We start from the raw sequence: 21543 nt of genomic DNA, 5'->3' as shown, positions 1-21543 counted from the left end.
TCTGCAGAGCAATGTGGTGAGCGAGCTTTGACCTGTCAAGGGCTCAAGCACGTTTGCCTGTACGGTATTTGACGTTGACTTAGGTCGACGATCGAACAGCATCGGCCTTGTGAGCAGCGAAAGTCGTCCCTAGGGTGGCGGCATGTCTGGAGCGCCGGATCATCTCCCCGCAGCCGTGCCGTCCTCACCCGGTGAGGTGCTCGCCCTGCTGCGCGCCGGTGCCGCGGAGACGCGTGCGGACATCGCCCGCCTGACGGGCCTCGCACGGTCGACGGTCTCGCAGCGCGTGGACGCGCTGATCGCGCACGGCTTCCTCGCGGAGGAGTCCGACGGCGGGTCGACGGGCGGGCGGCCGCCGCGCAGGCTCCGGCTGCGCACCCGCGAGCACGCGGTGGCGGGCGTGGACCTGGGTGCGTCGCACTGCCGGGTGGCGCTCATGGACATCGGAGGCGAGACGCTGGCGCTGCGCGAGGACCCGCTGTCCATCGCGGACGGGCCGCAGGCGGTTCTCGGCCATGTGGAGCGCACGCTGCGCACCCTGCTCAAGGAGTCGGGGCGGGACGCGGGGGGCCTCAAGTCGATCGGTGTCGGCGTGCCGGGGCCCGTCGAGTTCTCCACCGGCCGGCCGGTGGATCCGCCGATCATGCCGGGGTGGCACCAGTTCCCCATCCCCGAGTTCTTCGCCGACCGCTTCGGCCCGCGCGCCCTCGTCGACAACGACGTGAACGTGATGGCGCTGGCCGAGCAGCGCCGCGCGTTTCCGGACACCCGCTACCTCCTCTACATCAAGGTCGGCACGGGCATCGGCTGCGGCATCGTCGCCGACGGCCGCCTGCACCGGGGCGCGCAGGGCAGCGCGGGCGACATCGGGCACATCCGGGTCGGTGACGTGGAGGATCCCTGCCGGTGCGGCAACACGGGCTGCCTGGAGGCGGTCGCGGGCGGCGCGGCGCTCGCCCGCAGACTCTCGGCGCTCGGCCTCGATGCTGCGTCGGGCAGCGATGTCGTACGTCTGGTCAAGTCCGGCAACCGGGACGCCGTGCGCATGGTGCGCGAGGCGGGCCGGGCGGTCGGCGAGGTGCTCGCGGGGCTGGTGAACTTCTTCAACCCGGACACGGTGGTCGTCGGCGGGGCGCTCGCCGCCGTCCACGACCAGCTTCTCGCGGGCGTCCGTGAGGCGGTCTACCGGCGCTCGCATCCGCTGGCCACGCATGTGCTGCGCATCGAGCCGAGCCGTACCGGGGAGAACGCGGCGGCGATCGGCGCGGGGATCCTCGCGGTCGAGCACGCGCTGTCACCGCGGCAGGTGGACCGTGTCCTGGCGGGTGCGGTGCGCTGACGCGCGAAGCCGGGTCGTCGGCGGAACGCACCGCGCCGTCTTCGGACACACTCGCCCCCTCCGCGACGGCGCGATCCGGAAGTGCGGGCGGCAGTATCGGCCAACACCTCCAAATCCCCCTTACCGCACGACACTTGAGACCATAGCGTCGGGGCATGTCCGCAACCGACGCAGAGCAGATCGACCGGGCCAATTCCTCCGACCGCACACCGGCCGTGTTCGTGCACGGCCTGTGGATGCTGGCCGCCAGCTGGGACCACTGGCTGCCGCACTTCGAGGCCGCCGGGTTCGCCCCGGTCGCCCTGACGTGGCCCGGCGAGGCGGCGACGACGACCGAGGCCAGGGAGCGCCCCGAGTCCATCGCGGGCCGGACGGTCGGGCAGGTCGCCGACCATCTGGCGGGGCTCATCGGCACGTTGGAGCGCAAGCCCGTGGTGATCGGGCACTCCGTCGGCGGGCTGCTCACGCAGATCCTCGCGGGCCGCGGCCTCTCGGCGGCGTCGGTGGCGATCAACCCGGCACCGTTCCGCGGCGTCCTCGCGATGCCGCTGTCGACGGTGCGTTCGCTGATCCCGATGATCGCGAACCCCGCCGACCGCAAGCGCGCCAAGCCCCTGACGTACGAGCAGTTCCGCTACGCCTACGCCAGCGCCGTCAGCGAGGAGGAGGCCCGCTCCATCTACGACCGGTACGCCGTGCCCGCCCCGTGCGCACCGCCCATGCAGGCGGCGCTCGCCAACCTCAACCCCCGCACGGAGGTGAAGGTGGACTGCCGCAATCCGCAGCGCGGCCCGCTGCTCGTCATCTCGGGCGGCCGTGACAACGCCATTCCCTGGGCCCTCGCCAGCGGGGCGTACAAGCGGCAGAAGCGCAATCCGGGCGTCACGGAGATCGTCGAGCTGCACGGGCGGGACCATGCGCTGACGCTCGACAGCAGGTGGCAGGAGGTCGCGGACGTCGCGCTCGCGTTCGTACGCCGGTTCGTCTGACGGCGCGCGTTCAGAACCGTCTCAACGCGCCGCCGATCAGGGCCGTCACCGACGCCAGGTGCTCCGGCAGGGGCGGCGAGTCCGTGGTGAGGGCGAGCATGGCGTGCGGCGGGACGGGGATGCGGAGGTTCGCGTACACGGGTGTCGAGTCCTTCAGGTGCAGGTCGGCTCGCGTACAGCCGAGAACCGTCGGGACATGCTTCGCGACGAGCTCTCCGACGGCCTCCGGTGTGGCGGCCGCGGCGAGCGAGGTGACCAGCGCGTGCAGGTGGCCGAGGCGGGCGTGGACGGCCGCCAGGGCCGCGTTGAGTGCGGCGCGGTCCTCGGTCGCACGGAAGCGGAGGATGCGCTCGCGTTCCAGTGCGTTGACACGGTCCTTGAGAGTGAGGAATCGGTCGCCGGGGTCGATGCGGACGGCGCGGAGGTGGACGGCCGGGGCGGGCAGCCACTGTGCCCGTGCGCCGAAGCAGCGGCATCGCAGCCGTACGCCGTCGTAGCCGTGGAGGGTGAGGCCCGCCGGGGTCGGGTGGCCGGTGCGCAGCCACTGCCGGACGAACCGGTCGACGTCATCGGCGGACTCGGACACGAGGGCGCTCAGCGGGCTCTCGTCCTCGACGCCCGGGAGCAGCCGGACGGCTGCCGGGTTGGCGGCAAGGACCCGGCTGTCGGCGGCGACCAGCAGGACGGGTTCCGTGTGCAGGGCGGTGATCTTCCGGAAGAGGCCGAGCGCCTCGTCGCGGATCACGGAAGATCGCCGTAGTACTCACGCCCTGTGCTCGGTTCGGATTCGGATGGTGGGCGAAGGTGCACGACGACGCGGCAGCCAACGTCCCAGCGGGCGATGGTCTTCTCCAGTTCCACGCGGGCGTACCCGAGGTTCTCCGCGGCGATGGTGCCGAAGACGTTGGACGTCATCATGCACATCGAGGGGCGGCCCACGACCTTCTCGCCGAAGGGGCAGACTCTGTTGCCCAGCACGATGCGCTGGTCGTTCTCCTCCACGACGAAGAAGTCACCGCCGACACGCCTCTTGAAGTCGACCATGACCTTGGCGACCTGCCCCCGGTCGAGCCGCTCGACGGAGAGCGCCTTGGCGTACTGGCCGTTGAGGTCGACGCCGATGGTCTGACTGACGAGGCTGACGTATCCGGCGGCTTCCTCGAGACCGACCACGTCCTCCAGGACCCGTGCCAACTCACGGATGAGGCTCCGCATGAACACGTCGCGGTCCAGGGCGATGGGTGCTTCGGACGGTTCCACAGAGCACTCCCTAGCGGAGTAGCCGCTCGGCATGCGGCTCTCACCTTGCGTCACACCATCGTCGCTTGTGGTGACAAGTGCTGTCGACCACTTCCACAGGTAGGACACTTTCGCCCTGCGGGACGCTTCCCATGTGGCCCACTTCACCCCATATGCGGCGAGGGCCCGGAACAACGGGCGGGAGCACGTCGTTCTGGTAGGTGTGGCTGCGGAGGGGACAGTGTCCCCGGGCCTCACCTATAGCCCATGGGGAAGATCGTTCGGCTGAAGCCCCATGGAGCCTTTCGCCGAGAGGCGACCGCCCTCCGCCTGCCACGCCCAACGGCCCCGGCTGGTCTCCCCCGTCCAGCCGGGGCTTTCTCTTGCCCGACTGCCGGGTTGGCCCCGGTCCTGCCGGGGTCAGGGTCAGGGGCGAAGGTGCGCGTCCAGGGCGCGAGTCAGCTCGCCCACCCGTCCACCGCCGCCCGGTGCCGCCGGATAGCGTCCGAGTACGTCGACGACAGCCGGTGTCGCCCGACGGGCCGCCCGCACCACCCCCTCGGCTCCGACGGTCCGATCGTCACCCGCCACGAGCTCGGCCGCGCGCGCCGCGTGGGCGGCAGCCCCCAGGATGTGTTTGACCTGGGTGGCCTTGGCCAGCGGGTGCAGATAGGCGGCTCCTGCCGCGGCCATCGCCGCCCGCGCCACCTCCTGCGCGGCGGGGGTGTCCGCTTCCTTGGCCGCCTTCAGGGCCGCCCAGGCGGTGTCGCGCAGACGCTTGCCGCGCGCACCGCCCCTGGCGAACTCCCGCGCCGCGTCGATCGCTTCCCGGGGGCGCCCGTCGTCCGGCCGGTCGGCCTCGAAGACCGCGAGCACCTCCTCCGCGCAGGCCGCCGCGAACGCCGTGACCTCGCGGAGGTCATGTCTGCTGAGCGCGATGTCCGTCGCCTCGGCCGCTTCCGCTGTTCCGCTCTCCCCTGCCATGCGTCCATCTTCGCGCGCCCGCGCCCGCTTCTCAGCGGCCGGTGGACCCGTCGATCCGCTCGCGCAGGATGTCCGCGTGTCCCGCGTGCCGACCGGTTTCCTCGATCATGTGCACCAGGACCCACCGCATCGACGGCACCGGCCCGCGACGACGGGCGCGCGGCGCCGGGAGGGTCAGGTCCGGGCAGGCGTCGATGATCTCGTTCGCCCGCTCCACGGTCTTCCGGTAGTCGGTGCGCACGCCGTCGACCGTGTCCTCGGGCGACGGCCTGAAGGTCGCCTGCCAGTCGGCGGGCTCCTCGCCGAGTAAATAGAACCGCTCGACGGACGCGAGGTGTTTGAGCAGGCCGAGCAGGCTCGTGCCCGACGGGACCCCGCCCGTGCGCACCTGTGGTTCCGGCACGCCGTCGACCTTGGCCGCGATCGAGTTCCGCAGCTGGTCGAGGACGTTCCGGAGGACTGCCTTCTCGTCGGCGCCGGTGTGCGGGGGTGCGGTGTTCGTACGCATGGAGTCATCCCTCCGTTTCGGTGGCGGGCCGGAGGAGTCCGGCGGTGGACTGGATGAGGAGGACGTTGTCGACGACGGTGGCGGTGTCGCCCCCGGGCCCCGTGGCCCGGCGACTGACCGTCTCCGCCCGCAGGACCGGTCGGCACGCCGGGTCGAGACCCAGGTCGGCGGCGACCTCTTCCGGGGTCGGGTAGTGGACGTCGGGATTCTGGTTCCAGGACCAGGGCGCCGTGGAGCCGTGGTCGACGATCAGGAGGAGTCCACCGGGGCGCAGGGACCGTGCGGCGGCTCGCAGGACGTGGGTGCGGAGCAGCGGGAACGGGGTGTGGAGGTACTGGGCGGAGACGAGGTCGAAGCGCCCTGCCGGGAAGCCTCCGGCGAGGTCGTGCTGTTGCACGGTGATCCGCTCGGCGACGCCGAGCCGGCGTGCGCGTTCCCGCAGCCGCTCGACGGCCGTGCCGGAGATGTCCACGGCGGTGACGTGCCAGCCGCGCCGGGCCAGCCAGACGGCGTCGCCTCCGGCACCGCAGCCCAGGTCCAGGGCGGTGCCGGGGAGCAGGGGCGCGGCGGTCTCGGCGAGCGGCGGGTTGGCGCGGGTGCCCCAGTCGCGGTGGGCGCGGTAGTGGCGCTCCCAGAATTGCTGGGCGGTCTCGGCGGTGTTGTCGGTCATGTTCTTGGTCGTGTTCTCGGTCTCGGTCTCGTTCTCGGTGGAGTCCATTTCGCCAGCTTCGGTAGCGGCGTTTCGTTCCTGCAAGAAAAATTGCGGATCTGCGAAGGGGCCGGCGGGGAGTCCACTGTCAGTGGTGGCTGGGAGGCTGGTCCGCATGGACAGCGACGATGAACAGCTGCTGCGCGGCCGGGTCTACGGCCAGGATCACGAGCGCCCGGGCCCGCGTCCGGGGCAGTCCTATGCGGAGCTGGTGGGCGGCCCGTTGGACGGGCTGCTGCTCGACATCACCGGCTGGACGCGCGAGGAAGTCACCGCGGGTGTCGACCTGCCGACCGAGCTGGGGCGGTTCGGTGCCGGTGGCAGGTCGACGTACCGCCCACGGCCGGGCGGTCCTGCCCGGTTCGAGTGGGCCGGGGACATCAGGTGATGCGAAAAAATCACAGGAAGAGCGGCAGGTCGCCCTGTTAGCCTGATCCGCATGGCACGAGGTATCTGGTCGCAGAAGGTCCGCTCCGCCCGCTGACGGCGGCGCCCTTCTCCCACTGAATCAGCGCTCGCCGTCCCGGTTCCCGCCGGGCGGCCGCTCACCGCTGCCCGGCTCCACTGCGAGCTGCGGAGCACCCCGTGAACCCCACCCCTTCCCACATCCGCGCCGAAGGCGTCACCGTCACCCGCGCGTCCCGACGTGTCCTCGACGACGTCTCGGTCACCGTCTCCGCCCGGTCGCGCATCGCCGTCGTCGGCGAGAACGGCCGGGGCAAGACGACGCTGCTGCACGTCCTCGCCGGGCTGATCACGCCCGAAGAGGGCACCGTGCACCGCGTCGGCACGATCGGACTCGCCCGGCAGGAGCTGTCCGCGCGGGACGGCGAGACCGTCGGCACCCTCACCTCGCGGGCGCTGGCCGCATCGCTCACGGCGCTCGACGCGCTGGACGAGGCGACGCGCGCCATGGCCGACGGCGACCCCGCGGCCGACGACCGCTACACCGCCGCGCTCGACGCCGCCACCCGGCTCGACGCGTGGGACGCCGAACGCCGTGTCGACGTAGCCCTGGAGGCTCTCGGTGCCTGTACGGACCGGGGGCGGGAGTTGTCGACCCTGTCGGTCGGGCAGCGCTACCGGGTACGCCTCGCGTGCCTGCTCGGTGCGCGGCACGACGTCCTGCTCCTCGACGAGCCGACCAACCACCTCGACGCGGGCGGGCTGGATTTCCTGACCCGCAGGCTGCGCGAGCACGACGGCGGCCTCGCCCTCGTCAGCCACGACCGGGCGCTGCTGCGCGACGTCGCGGACCGGTTCCTCGACCTCGATCCGACGCGCGACGGGAGAACCCGCTCGTACGCGGGCGGTTACGACGCCTGGCAGGCGGCCCGGCGCCGTGAGCGCGAGCGCTGGGAGCAGGACCACGAGGAGCAGTTGGAGGAGCACCGGCGGCTGCGGGACGCGGCGGCGCGGGCCCGCGACCGGCTCTCCACGGGCTGGCGTCCGGACAAGGGCACCGGAAAGCACCAGCGCCAGTCCCGCGCCCCCGGCGTCGTACAGGCCCTGAAACGGCAGCAGGACGCCCTGGAGGCGCACCGGATCGACGTGCCGGAGCCGCCGCCGGTGCTGCGGTGGCCGGACCTCGGTGTCCGTCGGGGTGCGGCTCAGCTGCGGGCGCACGGCGTCGCGGTCGAGGGGCAGCTCGCGGGGCCCGTCGACCTCACGCTCGACGGCGGCGACCGGCTGCTCGTGACGGGGCCGAACGGGTCAGGGAAGTCGACACTGCTGGCGGTGCTCGCCGGTGCGATGGCGCCCACGGAGGGATACGTCTCCACGGCTCCTGGAGGCCGGGTCGTGCGGGTGAGTCAGGAGACCGCCCGGCAGGACCCCGCTCTCACCGCCCGTGACGTGTACGCGCGTCACGTGGGGCGGCTGGTGGCCCGCGGGGTGCTCGGCGACGCCGACGTGGTCCCGCTCGGGTCGCTCGGTCTGCTGGACCGCGACGCGTCGCGCACGCCGGTCGGGCGGATGTCGCAGGGGCAGCAGCGGCGCCTTGACCTGGCGTTGGCGCTGTCCGGGCGGCCGGGGGCGATCCTGCTCGACGAGCCGACCAACCATCTGTCGTCCGCGCTCGTCGACGAGTTGACGGACGCGCTCCGTGTCACGAGCGCCGCTGTCGTGGTCGCGACGCACGACCGGCAACTGCTCCGGGACCTCGCGGACTGGCCACGTCTGGAGATCGGAGAGCCCCGAGCAGTAATGGCACACGCGTTCCACTGAGGCATGGTCCAGGGGGTATCCGGGAGAGAGTCACGAGGGCGCGGGCCACCAGGTGACGTCGGCTCCTCGCCCGGGCCCCATTGGTTCAGGCCACTGACGCATCGCAGGCGGTGGGACCGCCGTCTGCGAAAACTTGTCCGCACCTCGCCCTTGACCCATCAGGACCAGCGCTGACATGCGAATCCGCTACCTCTGGGCATGATTGACGGATCGTCGGAGAGCCGGTACCACTGACGCACGCCCGGCCCCGCACGCCCCGTCACGCTTCACCGGCCCAGAAGTCCCAGGAGGCTGCCTTGCGAGGATCCGACACCGCCCGCACGCCGTCCGCGCGCAGACGCACCGTCAGGACGGCGGGCGCCCTCGCGTCGGCCGGCCTGCTGGTTCCGCTGCTCGGCGCGGCCCCGTCGTCGGGCGCACCCCAACAGGACGCCCCGGACCGGTTGCAGGGCGCCTTCGCCGCTGCCGCCGACGCGTACCACGTACCCCAGAGCGTGCTGCTCGGCGTCTCCTACCTGCAGTCGCGCTGGGACGCCCACGGCGGCGCGGCCAGCGTCACCGGTGGCTACGGCCCCATGCACCTCACCGACGCCCGCACCGCCCTGGCCTCGGCCCCGCACCACAGCGAGGGCACGGAGGACCCGCGGGGCGACACCTCGCGCCCCGCTCCCCCGCCGAAGGCCGAGGTGCCGGAGGAGTCCGAACTCCCCGCCCGCCTCAAGACGCTGCCCCGCGCCGCCGAGCTGAGCGGCCGGTCCGCCGACGAGCTGCGCACCGACCCGGCGGCGAACGTCGAGGGCGGCGCGGCCCTGCTCGCGGCGGCCCAGCGCAAGCTCGGCAAGCCGCTGAGCAGCGACCCCGCCGACTGGTACGGCGCCGTCGCCCGCTTCTCCGGAGCGGACGACGAGGCGACCGCGGCCACGTACGCCAACGACGTGTTCGCCGTGATCCGTGACGGTGAGCGGCGCACCACGGACGCGGGCCAGCGCGTGACGCTCGCGCCGGAGCCGGGGCTCGCGCCCGACGCGGCGCAGCTGAAGCGCGCGGGCCTGCGCAAGGCACCCACGGGCGGCACGGAGTGCCCGAAGACCGTGGCGTGCGAGTGGATCCCGGCGCCGTACGAGGAGTTCAAGGACCCCAACGGCAATCCGGACTACGGCAACCACGACCTGTCGGACCGGCCGAAGAGCCAGAGCATCGACACGATCGTCATCCACGACACCGAAGGCAGGTGGGAGGGCGTCCTGAAGATGGTGCAGGACCCGACCTACGTGTCGTGGCAGTACACCCTGCGTTCCACCGACGGCCACATCGCCCAGCACGTGAAGGCCAAGGACGTCGCCTGGCACGCGGGCAACTGGTACGTGAACTCCAAGTCGATCGGCCTGGAGCACGAGGGCTTCCTCACCGCGCCCGACACCTGGTACACGGAGGCGATGTACCGCACGTCGGCGCGGCTGGTGAAGTACCTGGCGAAGAAGTACGACATCCCGCTGGACCGGCAGCACATCCTCGGCCACGACAACGTCCAGGGCACGGTGACGTCGTCGATCCCGGGCATGCACACGGACCCGGGTCCTTACTGGGACTGGCAGCACTACTTCACGCTGCTCGGCAAGCCGTTCCACCGCACGGCGGGCACGGGCGGCGGCGTGGTGACGGTGGCCCCCGAGTACGCCAAGAACCGCCCGGAGTACACGGGTTGCGTCAAGCCCGGCGAGACGTGCGTGCCGCACGGTTCGGCGGCGGTGCGCGTCCACACGGAGCCGCGTGACGACGCGCCGCTGATCAAGGACATCGGCAAGCGCCCCGGCGGCCAGGCGTCCACGATCGACGTGAACGACACGGGCGCGCGGCTCTCCACCGGCCAGCAGTACGCGGTCGCCGAGCGCAAGGGCGACTGGACGGCCGTCTGGTACCTCGGCCAGAAGGCCTGGTTCAAGAACCCGAAGAAGCAGCCCACGGCGGTCGACGCGGCGGGCCTCGTGGTCACGCCGAAGGCCGGGGCGAGCGAGGTCCCGGTGTACGGGCGCGCCTACCCCGAGAAGGAGGCCTACCCGGCCGGTGTGCCGGTGCAGACCGTCTCGCCGCTGCCGTACAAGATCCTCGCGGGTCAGAAGTACGTGGTCGGTGACAAGGTGCCGGGCGAGTACTTCTACTCCCCGACGTTCGACACCGCCCCCCACAAGGTGGTCCGCGGCAAGGACATGTACTACGTGATCCAGTACGGGCACCGGGTCGGCTACGTGCGGGCGGCCGACGTCCAGGTGGCGCGGTCGGGCAAGTAACCGCGCCGCGACCGGTCGGGGCCGGGGCCGCGTGAGGGCGGTCCCGGACCCGTCGTACGATCTGGAGCGGTCTCGTAGCGCGGGCGGGGAACTCCGGAGGTGCACAGGTGGGCGAGCAGGCGAGCAATCAGGTGCGGTCGCGTGTCTCGGCGTACGCCGTCGCCACCGTGCGGGACGAGCTCCTCCTGACGCGGCTCTCGGCCGCCTCCCCGGTGTTCGAGCCCGGCCTCTGGCATCTGCCCGGCGGCGGTGTCGACCCGGGCGAGCAGCCGGAGGAGGCGCTCGCGCGCGAGCTGCACGAGGAGACGGGCCTCGAACTCGTCGGCGCGCGTCTCGTGGACGCGCGGACGTACTCGGCGCGCAGGCTCGGCGTGAGCTGGCACCTGGTGGGGCTCTTCTACGTGGTCGAGCTCGCCCCCGGTGCCATCAGGGCCGAGGAGGCGGACGGCTCCACGTCGGACGTCGCCTGGCTGCCCCTGTCCGGCCTGGACGAGTCGGTGCTGTCCCCGGCCGCGGTCGACGGGCTCGGGATGATCGGCGCCCGGGTCTGACCGGTCGGCCTCGTGCAGGTGCCTGCGGGCCTGGTCGCTGATGGCCAGGAGGAGCGCGACGATCAGCCAGTTGGCCACCATCGACGAGCCGCCCTGGGCGAGGAACGGCAGCGCCTTGCCGGTGAACGGCATCAGGCCGGTCACTCCCGCCACGATGATGAACACCTGGAACGCGAGCACCAGGGACAGGCCCGCGGCCAGCAGCTTCCCGAACGGATTGCCGCAGGTGACGGCCGTGCGGAAGCCGCGCGCGACGAGCAGGGTGTAGAGCAGCAGCACCGCCATCACCCCGGCCAGGCCGAGCTCTTCGCCGACGGTGGTGAGGATGAAGTCGCTGCGCCCTGCGAAGCCGATGAGTTCCGGATGCCCCTGCCCGAGGCCGCTGCCCGTGACACCGCCGCTGCCGAAGCTGAACAGCGCCTCCGCGGCCTGGCCCGAGATCAGGCCCGGCGGGCGCTGATCGGCCGGCAGATAGATGTCGAAGGGGTGCAGCCAGGCCATGACGCGGCCCTTGACGTGCGGCTCGGTGGCGCCGACCGCGACGGCCCCCGCCAGGGTCATGGCGACGCCGCACGCCACCCAGTTGGTGCGTTCGGTCGCGATGTAGAGCATGGCGACGAAGACGCCGAAGAACAGCAGTGACGTACCCAGGTCGCGTTCGAAGACCAGCACCAGCAGGCTCAACAGCCACACCGCGGCGATCGGTCCGATCTGCCTGCCGTACGGCAGCGTCATGCCGAGCATCCTGCGGCCGGTGCAGGACAGGGCGTCGCGGTTGAGCACCAGGAAGCCCGCGAAGAACACCACGATGCTGACCTTCGCGAACTCGCCCGGCTGGAACGAGAGCGGGCCGAGGTGGACCCAGCGCTTGGCGCCGTACGTGTCCCCCGGGAAGAACGCGGGCGCCATCAGCAGGACCATGGACGCCGCCATGGTGACGTAGAGATAGCGCTGCAACTGCCGGTAGTCCCGCAGCGCCCACAGCACGACGATCGTGGCGGCCACCGCGAGGACGGTCCACACGAGCTGGCCGCCGCTCGCGGGGGCCGAGTGGAAACGCGCGGCGTAGGCCGGGTCCAGACGCTGGATCAGGACCAGGCCGAGGCCGGTGAGGAGGAACGCGAGCGGCAGGATCAGCGGGTCGGCGTGCGGTGCGAATCTGCGGACGGCCAGGTGGGCGGCGGTGGCCAGGCAGAGCTGCGAGACGGCGAAGTGGGTGAGGTGGGCGGGCAGGCCGCCGGTCATGGCGAGGCCGGCGGACGCGTAGCCGTAGACGATGACGGCGAGGGCGAAAGCGAGCAGCAACGCCTCAGTGCGGCGGGCGTCGAGGGCGCGAGGGCCTGCGTCGCGGGCGTTCAGTCCACGCACGGCACACCTCCTCCGGCGACCTTCGGGGAGTGGTCCCCGGAGTGGCTTCCGGAGGTGTCCTCGGACTTCTTCCCACCCTTGTCACCGGTCCCCTTCCCGGCTTCCCGCACCCGTTTGCGCACCAGGTCGCGGTCGACGATGTTCACGTCCTCGCCGTTGTGCTCGGCGAAGCTCTCCACCGGCAGGGTCGTGAACTCCACCTTTCCGCCGGTGAGGTTCTTGGCCTGCCGGACGAAGGAGAAGACGCCCCAGCCCTTGTCGAGGACGACGTTGTCCTTGGCGACGTTCTTCAGGTCGAGCAGGCGGGCGGGGTTGGTGAGGGTGCCGACGCTGTTCACCTGGTGCAGGGCGGAGGCGAGGAACGCCTGCTGGCGGCGGGTGCGGTCCAGGTCGCCACGGTGCAGGCCGTGCCGCTGGCGTACGAAGGCGAGTGCCTGCTGTCCGTCGAGTTCCTGCTTGCCCGCGGGGAAGTCGGCGCCCGAGTAGCGGTCCTTGACCGGGTGGTTGAGGCAGACCTCGACGCCGTCGAGCGCGTCGGCCAGGCGGTAGAAGCCGGAGAGGCTGACCTCGGCGAAGTGGTCGATGGGGACGCCCAGGAAGTCGCGCACGGTCCGGATCTGGGACTGGCGGCCCGCCTCCCGGCCCTCGTGCTCCAGCTGGTGCCCGTCCGTGACGCCCTCGCGGCGCAGTTTCTCCTCCTCCGCCGCCTTCGCGAGCCCGTACGCCTTCTTGATCTTGTCCTTGCCGTACCCCGGTATGTCGACGAGGTCGTCGCGCGGGATGGAGAAGCCCTTGGCCTTGCCGCCGTCGGCCGGGACGTGCAGCAGGATCAGCGTGTTGGCGTTGTAGCCGCCGATGTCGGAGCTCCCGGCGTGCAGTTTCTTCAGCACGTCCTCGGGCAGGTCGTCCCCGTTCTGGTCCTTCCGCGTGTCGAGGCCCATCAGCAGGATGTTCGTCGAGCCGTCCTTCGACTTGGGTGCGTCGGTGCCGAGAGCGGCCGAGGAGCCGATGCTGTCGATCTCGCGGTACAGGTACCAGGCCGCGGCGCCGCCGCAGAGCACCAGGACACCGGTGAGGGCCAGCAGCGTGCGGCCGAGCCGGGCCCGGCGGGAGAGGCGACGCGCGCGATGTCGTCGGGAGCGGGGGCTGACGGCTCGGTGCTGGGGCATGGGGACGATCCTGAACGTCCGTTCCTGAGCGGATCCTGAGGAATCGGAAGGGGTCTTCAGGAACGGGGTGGAGCGTGCGTGTCAGCCGTCGGGAGCCGCAGGGCCAGGCGTGCGCCGCGCTCGCTCGGCTCCACCCGCAGGCTCCCGCCGTGGGCGCGGGCGATCTCACGAGCGATCGCGAGGCCGAGGCCGGTGCCGCCGCTGGCCCGGTCGCGGTCCGCCTCCAGCCGGGTGAACCGGTCGAAGACCTCCTCCGTCGCCTCGGGCGGGATGCCGGGCCCGTCATCGGTCACTTCGAGCAGAGCCCTGCCGGTGGCCCGGTCGGTCGCGGTGCTGACGCGCACCTCGGAGTCGGCGAACCGCTGGGCGTTGTCCAGGAGGTTCGCGAGCAGCCGCTCCAGCTGTCCTGGATCGGCGCGTACGAGGACCGGATCGTCGTCCGGTACGAGGAGCAGCGGCACCCGTGCCGAACGGCGCCGGGCGATCAGCTCGGCCGCGAGCAGCGACAGGTCGACGAGCTCCACGTTCGGCGGCTGCTGCGCGTCGAGCCGGGCGAGGAGCAGGAGGTCGGCAGCGATCCGCTCCAGTCGTACGGTCGAGTCGAGGGCCTGGGCGAGTGAGGCCGCGGTGTCGGGGCCGGGCTTGTTGAGGAGGGCCAGTTCGAGTTCGGCGCGGGCCGCGGCGATGGGGTTGCGCAGCTCGTGCGAGGCGTCGGCGACGAACTGGCGCTGCCGGGTGACGGAGTGCTCGAGCCGTTCCAGGGTGTCGTTGACGGTCTCTGCGAGCCGGGTGATCTCGTCCTGGCCGCCCGGCGCGGGCACGCGGCGGCTGAGCCGGTCCGCGGAGACGGCGACGAGCTCTCTGCGCATGGACTCGACGGGCCGCAGCGCGGCACCGGTCACCGACCAGGCGATGAGTCCGGTGAGCAGGACGACCAGCGGGCCGCCGACGAGGACGGTGACGCCGAGGGCCCGCTCGGCGTCGGCCACGGCGTCGAGGACGGTCAGCGCGTAGACGTAGAGGTCGCCGTCACCGTTCGGCGAAGGGGTGCGGACGACCGCGACGACACTGGTGTGGCTGGCCAGCGCGGGCGCGGCGGCGAAGTCCCGTACCGCGGAGTCCTCGCCGCGGCCGGGGCGGAACCCCGCGAGGACGGCGGCGCGGGCGGCGGGGCGCGGGGCGGTGCTGGCGAGCGGGCGCCCCTGGTCGTCCAGGACGAGTACGGCGTCCACGCCGCCGTCGGGCTCCGGCATGTCGCCGTGCGGGCGGCCCTGCTCGGCGGCGATGTCCGCGGCGGCCTGCCGGGCGGCGAGTTCGGTGCGGGCGCCCGCGTTGTCGATCAGGTTGCCGCGCAGGGTGACGTACAGCCAGCCGCCGCCGATGGAGAGGGCCACGACCATGATGAGGACGGCCGCGGCGGTGGCCCGGCCTCGGAGGGTGCGGGGGATGCGGGGGCGGAGGCCGCGGGGTCGACGGGGCCCCCGGGCCGCACGGGTTCTGTCAGGGGGCATCGGGAGCCAGCCGGTAGCCGATGCCGCGCACCGTGCGGATGGTGTGCCTGCCGAAGGGTGCGTCGACCTTCTTGCGCAGCGAGCTGACGTACACCTCGACGATGTTGGGGTCGAGGTCGGACGGCGAGTCCCACACCTCGTCGAGGATGTCCTGCTTGGAGACCGTGCCGCCGTCCACGGCCAGCAGACAGCCGAGCACCTCGACCTCACGCGCGGTCAGCTCGATCGTCTGCTCGCCGCGCTTGCAGAGCCGGGCGACGACGTCGAGGGTGAGGTCGCCGACCTGGAGGGTGGCGGGGCGCTCGCGTCCGGCGCGGCGGCCGAGGGCGCGCAGCCTGGCGAGGAGCACGACGAGGGAGAACGGCTTGGTCAGGTAGTCGTCCGCGCCCGCGTCGAGGCCATCGGCCTCGTCGTACTCGCTGTCCTTGGCGGTGAGGATCAGGACGAGGGCGTGCTCGTCGTGGCTGCGCAGCCTGCGGCAGACCTCCAGGCCGCTGAGCCCCGGCAGCATCAGATCGAGCACGACCACGTCGTAGCCGCCGGTCAGGGCCAGCTCAAGGCCGGTGTGCCCGTCGTGGGCGACGTCCACCCAGTGGCCGTCCGAGGAGATGGCCCGGCGCAGGGTGTCGGCGAGTGCGTGCTCGTCTTCGATGACCAGGATCTTCACGGTGCAAATATCACATATCCGAAGAAGGGGAAGCTGAAGAGGCGTTCAGGTCGCTCAGGTTCTCTTCAGCGGCGTGGCGGGATCCTTTGGGGACCGGTGCGAGAAACGCGCTGCCCGAAGAGGTGAGGAGGTGGTCGTTGTGCTCTACGGCGACCCTCCCAGTCGCGTGTCCCGCTGCTCCATGCGTGCCGTCACCGCTGGACCGCAGCGGCGGACCGCCGTCTGACGCACACCGTCACGGCGGGCTTTCCCCTCCCCTTCCCCCGGGCCCTTCCGCGCGCGGTGCCCTCCGCGGCATGCCGCCGTACCGCCGTGCCGCCGTACCGCCGTGCCGTCACGCCGTCGCGCTGTCGTGCCCGCAGAACACATTCGGGTTCCCCATGTCCAAGCTCCGTCAGTTCCCCTCCCGCGGCGCCGTGCGCGTCGCCCGTATGCGCCCCGTGGACCTCCTCGTGCTGCTCGGGGTCGTCGCGCTCTTCTACGTCGTGGCGCGGGTCGGCGCCTCGACCGACCAGCCCTACGACGTCGACGAGCCCCCGGTCGTCTCCACCGATCCGGGCGAGCTGCCCTACTACGCGGCACGCTCCCTGCTGCGGATGTTCGCCGGGCTCGTGCCCGCCGTGCTCTTCACCTTCGTCTTCGGCACGTGGGCGGCCCGCTCGCGGCGCGCGGCGAAGGTGATCGTGCCGGCCATCGACATCCTGCAGTCGGTGCCGGTCCTGACCTTCCTCAGCATCACCGTCACCGGTTTCATCGCACTGTTCCCCGGCTCCACCCTGGGGCTCGAACTCGCCTCCGTCTTCGCCGTGTTCACCGCACTGGTGTGGAACATGGCGATGGCCTTCTACCAGTCCCTCATCACCCAGTCCAAGGAGCTGGACGAGGCGGCACGGCTGATGCGCCTCACCCGCTGGCAGCGGTTCTGGAAGGTGGACGTGCCCAGCGGCATGATCGCCCAGGTCTGGAACGGCATGATCAGCTTCGGGGCCGCGTGGTTCGCGCTCTCGGCCTCCGAGACGATCAGCGTCAACGGCAGCGACAACGGGCTGCCGGGCGTGGGCTCCTACGTCGCGCAGGCCCTGGACAACGGCGAGGGCACGCGGGTCACGCTCGCCATCGTCGTCATGATCGCGATGGTCGTGTCCGTGAACTTCTTCTTCTGGCGGCCGATCACCGCCTGGGCGGAGCGGTTCCGCACCGAGGACTGCGAGCTCGCCGAGCAGCCCCGCAGCTGGTTCCTCACCCTCCTGCGCCGCTCCACGGTGCCGTCGCTGCTCGGCCGCACGGCGCGTCCGGCCGGTGAGCGGCTCGACCGTGCGATGCGTGTCCTCGGCACGAGCCCGGGGCGGCTGCACCACGATCCGGTCCGCCGCAGGCGCGCCGACATCGCCTTCTACGTGCTGTACACCGCCGCGGTCGCGGCGATCCTCTGGCAGGCCTGCACGTACATCCTGGACAACGTCCCGGTGGGCGAGATCGGGCACGCGGCGTGGCTCGCGCTGGTCACGTACGGCCGCGTGATGATCCTCGTGGTGTTCTCCACGCTCGTCTGGGTACCGATCGGTGCCTGGATCGGCATGAACCCGAAGGTCAACCGGATCGCCCAGCCGGTCGTGCAGGTCCTTGCCTCGTTCCCGTCCAACTTCCTCTTCCCGCTCGCCGTCGTGGTGCTCGGCGCCTCGGGCATCTCGCTGAACTGGGGTGCCGTCGCGCTGATGGCGCTCGGTGCCCAGTGGTACGTCCTGTTCAACGTGATCGCCGGCGCCAGCTCCATCCCCGGCGATCTGCGCGAGGCCTCCGACGACCTGGGGCTGCGTGGCCGGCTGCGCTGGAAGAAGCTCATCCTGCCCGCCGTCCTCCCGTCGTACACGACCGGTGCGCTGGCCGCGTCCGGCGGCGCCTGGAACGCCTCGATCCCCGGCGAACTCGTCAGCTACGGCACGACGACGCTCACCGCCGTCGGCATCGGCGCCTACATCACGCAGGCCACGGATTCGGGGGACTTCGCCCGCAACTTCCTGGGTGCCGTCCTGATGAGCGTCTACGTCGTCATCATCAACCGGCTGCTGTGGCGGCGTCTGTACCGGTTCGCGCAGAAGCGGTGCGCGCTGTGACGGCGCACCGTCACAGGTACCGGGCCCGAGCGCACCGGGTGCGCACGCGGCGTCGCTGCCACCTCCACCACCCCACCACCCCGTCGCCGAGGAGCGATTCCATGAACAACACCTCAGCCGTCGCCGTCGCGGACCCCACGGTCATCACCGTCCGCGGCCTGCACAAGCACTTCGCCTCCCCCACCGGCGGTGTGCTGCCGGTCCTCCAGGACATCGACCTGACCGTGCGCGAGGGCGAGATCGTCGCGCTCCTGGGCAAGTCCGGTTCCGGCAAGTCGACGCTGCTGCGCCACATCGCGGGCCTCCTCGCCCCGTCCGCCGGCACGGTCCACTACCGGGGCAGGCGGGTGAACGGCCCGAACCCGGGCACGGCCATGCTCTTCCAGTCGTTCGCCCTCATGCCGTGGCTCACGGTGCAGCAGAACGTCGAACTCGGCCTCCAGGCGCAGGGCGTCGAGCCGATCGCGCGCCGGGAGCGGGCCCTTGCGGCCATCGACATGGTCGGCCTCGACGGCTTCGAGAACGCCTACCCGAAGGAGCTCTCCGGCGGTATGCGCCAGCGGGTCGGCTTCGCTCGTGCCCTGGTCGTCGAGCCGGACGTGCTGCTGATGGACGAGCCGTTCTCCGCCCTCGACGTACTGACCGCGCAGACCCTGCGCAACGAACTCGTCGAACTGCTCACCCGTCCCGAAAGCCCCACCTGTACCGCCCTCCTGGTCACCCACTCCATCGAGGAGGCCGTCCAGCTCGCCGACCGCATCCTGATACTCGGCACCGACCCCGGCACCATCGAGGTCGAGCTGCGGGTGGACCTCCCGCGCCCCCGCAACCGCCGTACCCGCGGCTTCGAGGCGCTCATCGAGGACGCGTACGAATGCCTGACCGGCGAGCGGGCCGAACTCCCGCCCGCCCTCGGCACGCACGACCCGCTCCGGGCCGCCTCTCCCCTGCCGCACGCCGACGTGGAGCAGCTCACCGGGCTCCTTGAGGAGCTCGACAGCCGGGGCGGCGCCGTGGACCTCCCCTCTCTGGCGGACGCGCTGAACTACGAGGTCGACGACCTGATGCCGTTGGTGGAGGCGGCGGTGACGCTCGCCTACGCCCGGATCCGGGCCGGTGAGCTGCGGCTCACCACCACCGGCAGCGGCTTCGCCTGCGCCGACATCCTCACCCGCAAGCATCTCTTCGCCGCCGCCGTGCTCGCCAACGTCCCGCTCATCGCCACCATTCGTACGCTCCTCATGGCGTCCGGCAGCGGGCGCCTTCGGGAGCACCACGTCACGGAACGGCTGCGCGCGAGCTCCTCGGACCGCGCCTCGCGGCAGCAGCTCAACACCGCCATCACGTGGGGCCGTTACGCCGAACTCTTCGAGTACGACGCCCGTGACCGCGTCCTGCTGCTGCCGCGCGAGGACCAGGTGGCGGGGGACGAGCGATGACGTCGCGCGAGTCCCTGCGGGCCGCCGCCGCCCTGGTCGCGGTCGCCGCCGTCCTGCTGGCCGCGGTGTCCACCGCGGCTCCCGGGGCGGCCCGGCTGCTCTGCGGTGTGCTGCTCGGCGCCTCGGTCACGGCGGTGGCGTTCGCCCTGGTGGGCTGGGGTGTGGCTGGGCGAGGCGTGACCGGGCGGGGCGCCCGCGGTGGCGACTTCTGAGAGGGGACGGTGCCGACGATGCGTATCGCCCTCCCCGCCGTCCTCCTCACGGCGCTCCTGGTCTTCCCCGGCGTGCTGCCCAACACGCCGGGGCACCTGGGGAGTCTGGTGGAGACCGCGCTGCCGTGGTTCGGCCTCGGCATTCCGCTCCTGCTGGCGGCGGCAGCGGTGCGCCGCTCGCTCAAGGGGCTCGCCTTCGCCCTGGTCCCGACGGTCGCCTGGGCCGCCCTGTTCGGTCCGGGCCTCGTCTCCTTGCCCCAACCGAGCCCCGGCCGTACCGACTTCCAGGTCCTCACCCTCAACGTCGGCGGCGACCGCACCGCGCCACGCGACGTCGCCCGCGACATCCTCGCCGCCGACGCCGACGTGGTGGCCTTGGAGAAGGTGCCGAACGGCGCCATGAAGACGTACGAGCAGGAGCTCCACGCCATCTACCCGCACCGCGCGACGGGCGACACGCTCGGTCTGTGGTCCCGGTATCCGCTGCACGGAGTCGAGAAGCTCGACCTGGGCGGTGCCTGGCCGCACGCGGTACGGGCCGTGGCCCGCACGCCCGTCGGCGACACGGCGGTGTACGCGGTGCGGCTGCCGTCCGTACGGGTCACCGTCCGCGAAGGCTTCGCCGTGCGGCGGCGCGACGCGAGCGCGGCCCGGCTGGCCGAGCGGGTCGCCCGGGATCCGGCGCGGCGCGTGGTGGTCCTCGGCGACCTCAACGGCAGTCTGCGGGACCGGGGCCTGGCCCCGCTGACCCACAGGCTGCGCCCCGCGGGTGGCGGGTCGGGCCACGGCCCGGGTTTCACCTGGCCCGCCGCGTTCCCCGTCGTCCGTCTCGACCACGTCCTGCTGCGCGGCCTCACGCCGACGGGGACGACGGTCCTTCCGGACCTGGGCAGCGACCACCGGCCGGTCCTCACCGGGCTGCGGTCCTTCCGGTGAGCGCCCACGGAGTCGCCAGGACCAGAGGGCCAAAGGCCCCCGCTTTGAGGACCTTCGCCAGGTCGATCGGCGGTGTCGAACTGTGACGATCAAGGTGTACGCAAAGATCATCCGTCACCGTGAGAACGTGCGAAAGGGTGCCCCGATGACCCCGATGACCTCCCTCTCGGACTCGGACGATCCACTCGTCCACGGCTTCCTGCCTCAGCGGCTTCCCGCGCCTCACCTCTCCGGAGGCTGGACGGATCTGGACGCGCTGGCCCACGCGGCCGCCGCCGCGCCGAGCCGGGAGGAGGCCCGCCTTCTCGTGGAGGAGGCCTGCCGGTCGACCGAGCTGCCGCTGTTGCGTCATCGTGTCGCCCGTCTTTCGGAGCATCGGGCGAGAGCGGCCGCGATGCGTCTTGCGGTGATCGTGGCGGCCTGCGGGTGGACCGACCTCGACCCGTCCTCGGCCGGGGCCGGGCGCGTGGCGAACGAGCGGTTCCTCGCCCTGTGGACGTCCCTCGCGCACCGCAGTGACCACTCCCGGCTCGTCGGACTTCCCATGCTGGCGCTCTTCAACTGGGCACCGCTGCGCAAGCCGGGACGCGCCCTGCCGGTCGACCAGCTGGCCCGTACCGAATCCCTCGTGCCGATCGTGCGCTGGTCGGCCAGGGGTGAGCCGCTGTCCCGCCTGGACCGGCTGATGCTGGCCACCGTGCGCCTGGAGGCCCACGGCGTCTGGCTGTGCCGGCTCGCCGAGACGCTGGCGGGCCGGTCCCCCGGCGACCGGTCCGTCTCCGTGGCGCTGTGCCGCATGACCCGCGTCCAGCACGCGCTGCACGGTCAACTGCGGTCGGCCGCCGTGAAGTTGAACCTGGCGCCCGCGTCCGGGCAGCAGTGCGCGGTGCTCGCCTCGCTGGCCGGGAAGGAGGCGCTGGAACCGCCGGTGCTGCTCGCCGCCGACGCCGTCCTCGGCATGGGCGGCCCCCTGGGTGTCGGCAGCCGGTACCAGCAGCGTCGGCACCTCGCCGCCCGGCACCGCGCCTGGCTGTCCACCCTGGACCGCCGCAGCACGGCCGTCAGAACCCTCGCGCACCGGCGCGGACCGGACGCGGACGCCTACCGCGACGCCCAGGAGTCCCTGGTCGCGCTGCGCTGCGCGTACGCGGAACTGGTCCGGATCGCCGCGCAGCCCGCCGCGACAGGCTGCGCGGGACCGGCGCACCGCGTCGTCGGTGACATGCGGCGGAACGGGATGACCGTCGACGGCGCGGCCTGACCGACGGGCCACGCGCCCGCCTCCGCGGGAGGT

19 protein-coding genes and 1 pseudogene are annotated in these 21543 nt (G+C 72.1%); 11 read left to right on the top strand and 9 right to left on the bottom strand.

Going from position 1 to position 21543, the window contains the following annotated elements; all coding sequences use genetic code 11:
* The first annotated feature begins 142 nt into the window (after positions 1–142).
* Positions 143–1339 carry an ROK family transcriptional regulator gene (locus NOO62_RS37270; RefSeq protein ID WP_268775207.1) on the top strand — a complete coding sequence of 399 codons (1197 nt, stop codon included), beginning with the start codon at positions 143–145 and terminating at the stop codon, positions 1337–1339.
* Positions 1340–1494: 155 nt separating this feature from the next.
* Positions 1495–2328, top strand: a complete 834-nt coding sequence (locus tag NOO62_RS37265) for an alpha/beta hydrolase (RefSeq protein WP_268775206.1) — start codon at positions 1495–1497, stop codon at positions 2326–2328.
* A 10-nt stretch (positions 2329–2338) separates the two neighbouring features.
* Here the strand turns inward: NOO62_RS37265 and NOO62_RS37260 are convergent, their stop codons facing one another.
* The 5 genes from NOO62_RS37260 to NOO62_RS37240 form a co-directional block, all read right to left on the bottom strand.
* Entirely contained in the window at positions 2339–3073 is a 735-nt protein-coding gene (locus NOO62_RS37260) for a PAS domain-containing protein (RefSeq protein ID WP_268775205.1), read from the bottom strand.
* Positions 3070–3588, bottom strand: a complete 519-nt coding sequence (locus NOO62_RS37255; protein WP_268775204.1) for a methanogen output domain 1-containing protein — start codon at positions 3586–3588, stop codon at positions 3070–3072. The genes NOO62_RS37260 and NOO62_RS37255 overlap by 4 nt, the downstream gene beginning before the upstream one ends.
* 405 nt (positions 3589–3993) lie before the next feature.
* Entirely contained in the window at positions 3994–4551 is a 558-nt protein-coding gene (locus NOO62_RS37250) for a putative immunity protein (RefSeq protein WP_268775203.1), read from the bottom strand.
* A gap of 31 nt (positions 4552–4582) precedes the next feature.
* Complete coding sequence (locus tag NOO62_RS37245; RefSeq protein ID WP_268775202.1) at positions 4583–5059, bottom strand: DinB family protein; 477 nt, start codon at positions 5057–5059, stop codon at positions 4583–4585.
* A 4-nt stretch (positions 5060–5063) separates the two neighbouring features.
* Entirely contained in the window at positions 5064–5777 is a 714-nt protein-coding gene (locus NOO62_RS37240; protein WP_268775201.1) for a class I SAM-dependent methyltransferase, read from the bottom strand.
* A 106-nt stretch (positions 5778–5883) separates the two neighbouring features.
* Between NOO62_RS37240 and NOO62_RS37235 the strand changes: the two genes are divergently transcribed.
* The 4 genes from NOO62_RS37235 to NOO62_RS37220 all read left to right on the top strand — a co-directional run bounded on the left by NOO62_RS37235 (position 5884) and on the right by NOO62_RS37220 (position 10833).
* Positions 5884–6156 (top strand): hypothetical protein, encoded by a 273-nt coding sequence (locus NOO62_RS37235; protein ID WP_268775200.1) that lies wholly within the window; start codon positions 5884–5886, stop codon positions 6154–6156.
* A gap of 197 nt (positions 6157–6353) precedes the next feature.
* Positions 6354–7994, top strand: coding sequence for an ABC-F family ATP-binding cassette domain-containing protein (locus tag NOO62_RS37230; protein ID WP_268775199.1), 1641 nt, complete (start codon positions 6354–6356; stop codon positions 7992–7994).
* A gap of 296 nt (positions 7995–8290) precedes the next feature.
* Positions 8291–10282 (top strand): N-acetylmuramoyl-L-alanine amidase, encoded by a 1992-nt coding sequence (locus tag NOO62_RS37225; protein ID WP_268775198.1) that lies wholly within the window; start codon positions 8291–8293, stop codon positions 10280–10282.
* Between the two features lie 107 nt (positions 10283–10389).
* Entirely contained in the window at positions 10390–10833 is a 444-nt protein-coding gene (locus tag NOO62_RS37220; RefSeq protein ID WP_321170665.1) for an NUDIX hydrolase, read from the top strand.
* Between the two features lie 84 nt (positions 10834–10917).
* On the opposite strand, the pseudogene NOO62_RS37215 reads toward NOO62_RS37220, so the two are convergent.
* The 4 genes and pseudogenes from NOO62_RS37215 to NOO62_RS37200 form a co-directional block, all read right to left on the bottom strand.
* Positions 10918–12078, bottom strand: a pseudogene (locus tag NOO62_RS37215) (FtsW/RodA/SpoVE family cell cycle protein); the annotation flags it as partial.
* Positions 12079–12188: 110 nt separating this feature from the next.
* Positions 12189–13370 carry an LCP family protein gene (locus NOO62_RS37210; RefSeq protein WP_268775197.1) on the bottom strand — a complete coding sequence of 394 codons (1182 nt, stop codon included), beginning with the start codon at positions 13368–13370 and terminating at the stop codon, positions 12189–12191.
* Between the two features lie 56 nt (positions 13371–13426).
* A complete protein-coding gene (locus NOO62_RS37205; RefSeq protein ID WP_268775196.1) occupies positions 13427–14770 on the bottom strand; it encodes an ATP-binding protein in 1344 nt (447 codons plus the stop codon).
* 100 nt (positions 14771–14870) lie between these two features.
* Positions 14871–15548: a response regulator transcription factor gene (locus NOO62_RS37200; RefSeq protein WP_268775195.1), complete on the bottom strand. Its 678-nt coding sequence runs from the start codon at positions 15546–15548 to the stop codon at positions 14871–14873.
* A gap of 380 nt (positions 15549–15928) precedes the next feature.
* Here NOO62_RS37200 and NOO62_RS37195 point away from each other — a divergent pair, with 380 nt between their 5' ends.
* The 5 genes from NOO62_RS37195 (at position 15929) to NOO62_RS37175 (ending at position 21510) form a co-directional block, all read left to right on the top strand.
* Positions 15929–17662, top strand: a complete 1734-nt coding sequence (locus NOO62_RS37195; protein ID WP_268775194.1) for an ABC transporter permease — start codon at positions 15929–15931, stop codon at positions 17660–17662.
* Positions 17663–17763: 101 nt separating this feature from the next.
* The gene (locus tag NOO62_RS37190) at positions 17764–19101 is read left to right on the top strand and encodes a nitrate/sulfonate/bicarbonate ABC transporter ATP-binding protein (protein ID WP_268775193.1); all 1338 of its coding nucleotides are present in this window, start codon (positions 17764–17766) and stop codon (positions 19099–19101) included.
* Complete coding sequence (locus NOO62_RS37185) at positions 19098–19313, top strand: hypothetical protein (protein WP_268775192.1); 216 nt, start codon at positions 19098–19100, stop codon at positions 19311–19313. The genes NOO62_RS37190 and NOO62_RS37185 overlap by 4 nt, the downstream gene beginning before the upstream one ends.
* An 18-nt stretch (positions 19314–19331) precedes the next feature.
* On the top strand, positions 19332–20249 hold the full coding sequence (locus NOO62_RS37180; protein ID WP_268775191.1) for an endonuclease/exonuclease/phosphatase family protein: 918 nt from the start codon (positions 19332–19334) through the stop codon (positions 20247–20249).
* A 145-nt stretch (positions 20250–20394) separates the two neighbouring features.
* Positions 20395–21510, top strand: a complete 1116-nt coding sequence (locus NOO62_RS37175; RefSeq protein ID WP_268775190.1) for a hypothetical protein — start codon at positions 20395–20397, stop codon at positions 21508–21510.
* Positions 21511–21543 lie beyond the last annotated feature (33 nt).

This window comes from Streptomyces sp. Je 1-369 (assembly GCF_026810505.1).
Taxonomy (GTDB): domain Bacteria; phylum Actinomycetota; class Actinomycetes; order Streptomycetales; family Streptomycetaceae; genus Streptomyces.
The sequence above is the reverse complement of the archived record's forward strand: the minus strand, read 5'-3'. Positions and strand labels throughout refer to the sequence as shown.

Bases quoted from the DNA above. Each gene is read 5' to 3' on its own strand.
- NOO62_RS37210 (WP_268775197.1), bottom strand. From the start codon at position 13,370: ATGCCCCAGCACCGAGCCGTCAGCCCCCGCTCCCGACGACATCGCGCG.
- NOO62_RS37240 (WP_268775201.1), bottom strand. From the start codon at position 5,777: ATGGACTCCACCGAGAACGAGACCGAGACCGAGAACACGACCAAGAAC.
- NOO62_RS37235 (WP_268775200.1), top strand. From the start codon at position 5,884: ATGGACAGCGACGATGAACAGCTGCTGCGCGGCCGGGTCTACGGCCAG.
- NOO62_RS37205 (WP_268775196.1), bottom strand. From the start codon at position 14,770: ATGGTCGTGGCCCTCTCCATCGGCGGCGGCTGGCTGTACGTCACCCTG.
- NOO62_RS37190 (WP_268775193.1), top strand. From the start codon at position 17,764: ATGAACAACACCTCAGCCGTCGCCGTCGCGGACCCCACGGTCATCACC.
- NOO62_RS37265 (WP_268775206.1), top strand. From the start codon at position 1,495: ATGTCCGCAACCGACGCAGAGCAGATCGACCGGGCCAATTCCTCCGAC.
- NOO62_RS37270 (WP_268775207.1), top strand. From the start codon at position 143: ATGTCTGGAGCGCCGGATCATCTCCCCGCAGCCGTGCCGTCCTCACCC.
- NOO62_RS37185 (WP_268775192.1), top strand. From the start codon at position 19,098: ATGACGTCGCGCGAGTCCCTGCGGGCCGCCGCCGCCCTGGTCGCGGTC.
- NOO62_RS37250 (WP_268775203.1), bottom strand. From the start codon at position 4,551: ATGGCAGGGGAGAGCGGAACAGCGGAAGCGGCCGAGGCGACGGACATC.
- NOO62_RS37180 (WP_268775191.1), top strand. From the start codon at position 19,332: ATGCGTATCGCCCTCCCCGCCGTCCTCCTCACGGCGCTCCTGGTCTTC.
- NOO62_RS37175 (WP_268775190.1), top strand. From the start codon at position 20,395: ATGACCCCGATGACCTCCCTCTCGGACTCGGACGATCCACTCGTCCAC.
- NOO62_RS37245 (WP_268775202.1), bottom strand. From the start codon at position 5,059: ATGCGTACGAACACCGCACCCCCGCACACCGGCGCCGACGAGAAGGCA.
- NOO62_RS37195 (WP_268775194.1), top strand. From the start codon at position 15,929: ATGTCCAAGCTCCGTCAGTTCCCCTCCCGCGGCGCCGTGCGCGTCGCC.